Below are 4,978 nucleotides of genomic sequence, written 5' to 3'. Positions count from 1 at the left end.
TGAAACACCAAAGCAGCGCAGTCCCGTGTGAATCATGGGATTGCGCTGCTTTTTTGAAATTCTATGAATAATCCAGGATAATGGCGATCAATGCAAGGTGTTTGCCTGGATGGTGGCGATGTCGAGGTAGATGCGGGCGAGGACGATGACGGTGAGGCCAATGATGACCAGAATCGCGGCTAATTTGCGTTTACCTTCGACTGCTTTGCCTTTTGCCTGGCCCGCTTTGGTGATGGAAAAACTGGCGGCCTGGTCTGGGTCTTTTTCAAGGAGCTGGTCGATGGCGGCGAGGTTTTTGGCTCGACGTGTCCAGCTGGTGCGGGTGAACCAGAGATAACCAGCCATGACGAGCACCGACCAGACGCACAAGCGCGCGAGGTGGACTTCCAGTTCAAGGGTCACGGCAAGCCAGCCGCCGAGCGTGATCATCATGGCCATTGCGGAAAGGCCGAGACGGGTTTGGCTTGTGAACAGCGCGTTATCGAGGTCGACGAGCGCGAGTTGAAGGCGTTGGTTGTAGCGCCACGTCTCGAGTTTGGAGAGGCCAAGCGTCTTGGTCAGGGATGGTGCCTGTTTGTCCGCCTGTTTTCTGAGGCGCAGGCTGAGAAATGCGCATAGTATCGCCACAAGCACGGCGCCTTGAAAAATAAGATTCGCTGTTGTTGTCATGATTGCCTCCATATGTAGGGCAAGTGTACCCCGCAAATGTGGCGTGCGTGTGAAGATTAGTCAGCCGCCGAAACTATTCTTTCAGAGGTGTCCCCTCACTCGGAAAAGTGATTTAACTGGACACGGGCACCGACCCACATAGCCAAACCACCGGTGAAAGCGGCGAGTGCGTGACGCCTGCCGTGAATGTTCGGCGTGGATCAGTTGCCAGTAAATTGCATCCTTTTTGGCAATTACTTTTTGGCTGACGGGCACATCTAACAAGAGGCTGGTCAGGGACATCGCGCCGCGCTCGTATTGGCACACAATCGTCGCATTTTCCCCGGCAAGTTGCCACACCGTTTGAAGCGTGGTGTCGACGCTTAGCAGAATAGCCACCGCGAGCACGACGAGGTAACAGCAGCTTGCCTTTATTATTCTTGCTCCATCGAGATTCTACGAACAGTTTCGGCCAGCACGACGATTCAGGAATCCTTGACGCGATTTCTCGCTCTTTCGCTGTGGCTCCGGGTAATAGAATCTCAACACTATCAAGCAATCGCCCAATTTTCCCAGGCAGCGTTGTAGCGTGAGCAGTTTTTTCCTGTGTCAACTGAAGTAAAAAAACTGGTCGCTCGTCTCCGCATTTGAAAATCCCGCCCATTGTTCGTTTGGCACAATTTACTTGTGATTTTGATAAAAGCGTGCTAACGTCAACAGGAACGAACAAGAACTCACAAATATTGGAAAAGGTGTGACGACAATGCTCAAGCGCGAACGGCTCATTACGATCAAGTCGCTGGTTGAAAAAAAGGGAATCGTGACCGTCAGCGAAATCGGTGAAACGCTTGGCGTGTCGACCATGACCGTGCGGCGGGACCTCGATGAACTCGCGGCGGAAAATGCGCTGATTCGAATCCACGGCGGCGCGCAAAGTCGCGGATTGGCGCACATGCCCGAGCGCAGTCACGACGAAAAACGGCAACTGGAAGTCCCTGCCAAAACGGCGATCGCGCGCCTCGCCGCCGATATGATCGATGACGGCGACACGATCTTCATCGGCTCCGGCACCACGCTGGAATTGATCGCCCCTTACATCGAGGCGACTGATGTGCGTTTCATCACCAACGCCCTGCAAGTGTTCGAAAGCTTTCAGCGCTTGGGCCGGCGCGTCGACCTTCAGCTGATCGGTGGCACCTACCGCGCACGCTCAGGCGCCTTTGTCGGCAGCCTCGCCAACGAGGTCCTCGAACGCCTGCGCTTTGACAAAGCCTTTGTCGGCGCTAATGGCATCAACAAGGAGCTGATCACCACCACCAGTCCCGAAGAAGGCCAGACTCTGCGCATCGCGTTGAAAAATGCGCACGCCACCTTCGTCGTATGCGACCATAGTAAACTCGATCAGCAAGATTTTTATACCTTCTATACCCTCGACCAGATCAGCGGCCTGATCACAGACGACGGCGCAGACGAAGCCGCCCTCGCCCCATACGCCGCATTGACCACCGTGCATACAGCAATGACGCCAAAACAGGGGGCGTAGCAGCACGAACTCACGATTTTCCCCGAAACTGTGACGCACAGCACAGGATCCAGCCCGCAAAAAATCGACCCGCACCCGCGAGTCGATTTTTTTATATCCATTCAACTTAAACTACCCGATCAGCGAGCCATTTTGCAGGCCAGCCGGGACCTCGACCAACGTGATCTTGCCCTCGTTGTCCTCGGCCGACAGCAGCATGCCCTCCGACATCTCGCCCTTCAGCTTGCGCGGCTTGAGATTGACCACCGCCAGCACCTTTTTACCCTTGAGCTTCGTGAACTCCGGATAGAACTTGGCGATGCCCGACAGAATCTGCCGCGTGCCCTCGTCGCCGGCATCCAGCGTGAACTTCAAGAGCTTGTCCGCACCGTGCACCTTCTCGACATTCAGAATTTCCGCGACCCGGATCTCGCTCTTGTCGAACGCCTCGATGCCGATCTCGCCCTTGCGCGTCTTCTCATCGACCGTCGCCAACTTCTTTGGCGGCTGCATCTGCGACTTGATGAACGCGACCTCTTCCTCCGCGTCAAGCCGCGGAAAAATAGGTGTGCCCTGCTCGGCTACCTTGTTGCCGGCCGGCAGATGCCCCCACTCAAGCGTCTCTTGCGCCTCGTCCTGATCGTCCAGCCCAAGCTGGCCGAACATTTGACGCGGTGCGTGCGTCATGATCGGCTGCACGAGCAGCGCGATCAGCCGCAGACTTTCCGCCAAGTGGCCCATGACAGAATCGAGTTTTTCCTTGTCCGCCGGGTCCTTGGCCAGCGTCCACGGTTCAGTTTCATCAATATACTTGTTCGCGCGGGCCACCAGTTTCCACGCCGCATCCAGTGCGTCGGAGAACTGCAGGTTATCCATCAACTTGTTGTAGTCACCCAGAGTTTGGGCGGCCACCTTTTCCAGATCGCTATCAAATGGCGTCTTGTCCGCCAGCAATTCCGGCAGCACGCCGCCTTCATACTTGTTGATCATGGCAACGGTCCGATTGAGCAAGTTGCCCAAGTCGTTTGCCAGATCAAAATTGATGCGATCGATGAAGTCCTCCGGCGTGAAGATGCCGTCATTGCCAAACGGAATGGCGCGCATCAGATAATACCGCAGCGCATCCAGGCCGTAACGCTCCACGAGCATCTCCGGGTAGATCGCGTTGCCCTTGGACTTGGACATCTTGCCGTCCTTCATCACCAGCCAGCCATGGCCGTAGATCTTCTTTGGAATCGGCAGGCCAAGCGCCATCAAAATGATTGGCCAATAGATGGTATGGAAGCGGACGATCTCCTTGCCGATCAGCTGAATATTAGCCGGCCAGTATTTATCAAACAGCGTCTGGTCATCCGAGCCATAACCCAGCGCGGTGATATAGTTGAGCAACGCATCGACCCACACGTAGACCACGTGCTTTGGATTTTCCGGAATCGGCACGCCCCAGTTGAAACTGGTGCGGCTCATCGCAAGATCTTCCAGACCCGGCTTGATGAAATTATTGATCATTTCATTTTTGCGGGACGCTGGCTGAATAAAATCAGGATGCTCATCATAGAACTGCAGCAACCGCTCACTGTACTTGCTCATCCGGAAGAAATAGCTTTCTTCCTTGACCAGCTGCACCTCATGGCCGGATGGCGCCTTGCCGCCGATCACTTTGCCGTCCTTGTCGCGATAAACTTCCGCCAGCTGCGGTTCGGTGAAATACTCCTCGTCTTCGACCGAATACCAGCCCGTGTACTCGCCGAGGTAAACATCCCCCTGCTTGATCAGGCGTTCAACGATTTTTTGCACCGCGGCCACATGTTCTGGGTCCGTCGTACGAATAAATTTATCATTGGTGATCTCAAGCATTTTCCACAGCTGTTTGATCTGCGTCACCATGCCGTCGACATATGCTTGCGGGGTGATGCCGAGCTCGTCCGCTTTCTGCTCGATCTTCAGACCGTGCTCGTCAGTCCCGGTCAGGAAAAAGACATCGTAGCCCATCAGCCGCTTGTAACGTGCCAAAACGTCCGCCGCGATGGTGGTGTACGCGTTGCCGATGTGCAATTTGCCCGACGGATAATAGATTGGCGTCGTGACATAGAACGTAGGTTTAGCCATGAAAATGTGCCTCCTGCAGCAAAAGGTACGACGCGGGAAATGACTCGCGCCGCCCGACAAAAAAGTCTTAGTTAGCTTTCAGTATAGCATAGGCCGCCGCTGGTTTTCAGTGGCTTTCCAGAAATTGGCGCGGCGGTGAATCTTCGCTGGGGAAAACTTGAGGCGTGCGCTGGTAACTGGTGTGATGGGGTCACATTATTTGCGGAGTCTTCTGGCGGGTAAGCATCTAGTGTGACGCGGTGACATTACTTGCGTGAGCTTTCGGGCGCGTCCGGATTTTGTGTGATGCGGTGACATTAGTTGTGTGAGCTTTCGGGGCGTGCGAATCCTGTGTGATGCGGTGACATTAGTTGTGTGAGCTTTCGGCGAGCGTGAGGATCTTGTGTGATGCGGTGACATTACTTGCGTGAGCTTTCGGCGGGCGTCCGGATTTTGTGTGATGCGGTGACATTAATTGCATGATCTTTGGGCGGCGTGCGTGTCTTGTGTGATGCGGTGACATTAGTTGTGTGAGCTTTCGGCGAGCGTGAGAATCTTGTGTGATGCGGTGACATTACTTGCGTGAGCTTTCGGCGGGCGTCCGGATCTTGTGTGATGCGGTGACATTACTTGCGTGAGCTTTCGGGGCGTGCGGACATTTTTTTGGACCGCCGTTTTGCTAAAGTGCACAACGACGGTGTTCGTTCAGGTTTTTACCTC

General features: G+C 54.7%; 3 protein-coding genes. 1 reads left to right on the top strand and 2 read right to left on the bottom strand.

Annotated features, from left to right (window positions below):
- Positions 1-87 precede the first annotated feature (87 nt).
- Entirely contained in the window at positions 88-669 is a 582-nt protein-coding gene (locus EKM95_RS11295) for a hypothetical protein (RefSeq protein WP_125698526.1), read from the bottom strand.
- 742 nt (positions 670-1,411) lie between these two features.
- On the opposite strand from EKM95_RS11295, the gene EKM95_RS11290 reads away from it, so the two are divergent.
- Positions 1,412-2,191 (top strand): DeoR/GlpR family DNA-binding transcription regulator, encoded by a 780-nt coding sequence (locus EKM95_RS11290; protein WP_125698524.1) that lies wholly within the window; start codon positions 1,412-1,414, stop codon positions 2,189-2,191.
- Between the two features lie 111 nt (positions 2,192-2,302).
- Here the strand turns inward: EKM95_RS11290 and metG are convergent, their stop codons facing one another.
- Positions 2,303-4,279 (bottom strand): methionine--tRNA ligase, encoded by a 1,977-nt coding sequence (metG, locus tag EKM95_RS11285; RefSeq protein WP_125698522.1) that lies wholly within the window; start codon positions 4,277-4,279, stop codon positions 2,303-2,305.
- Between the last annotated feature and the right edge of the window lie 699 nt (positions 4,280-4,978).

It is taken from the genome of Lacticaseibacillus yichunensis, assembly GCF_003946405.1.
GTDB lineage: Bacteria > Bacillota > Bacilli > Lactobacillales > Lactobacillaceae > Lacticaseibacillus > Lacticaseibacillus yichunensis.
The sequence above is the reverse complement of the archived record's forward strand: the minus strand, read 5'-3'. Positions and strand labels throughout refer to the sequence as shown.

Bases quoted from the DNA above. Each gene is read 5' to 3' on its own strand.
- EKM95_RS11295 (WP_125698526.1), bottom strand. From the start codon at position 669: ATGACAACAACAGCGAATCTTATTTTTCAAGGCGCCGTGCTTGTGGCG.
- EKM95_RS11290 (WP_125698524.1), top strand. From the start codon at position 1,412: ATGCTCAAGCGCGAACGGCTCATTACGATCAAGTCGCTGGTTGAAAAA.
- metG (WP_125698522.1), bottom strand. From the start codon at position 4,279: ATGGCTAAACCTACGTTCTATGTCACGACGCCAATCTATTATCCGTCG.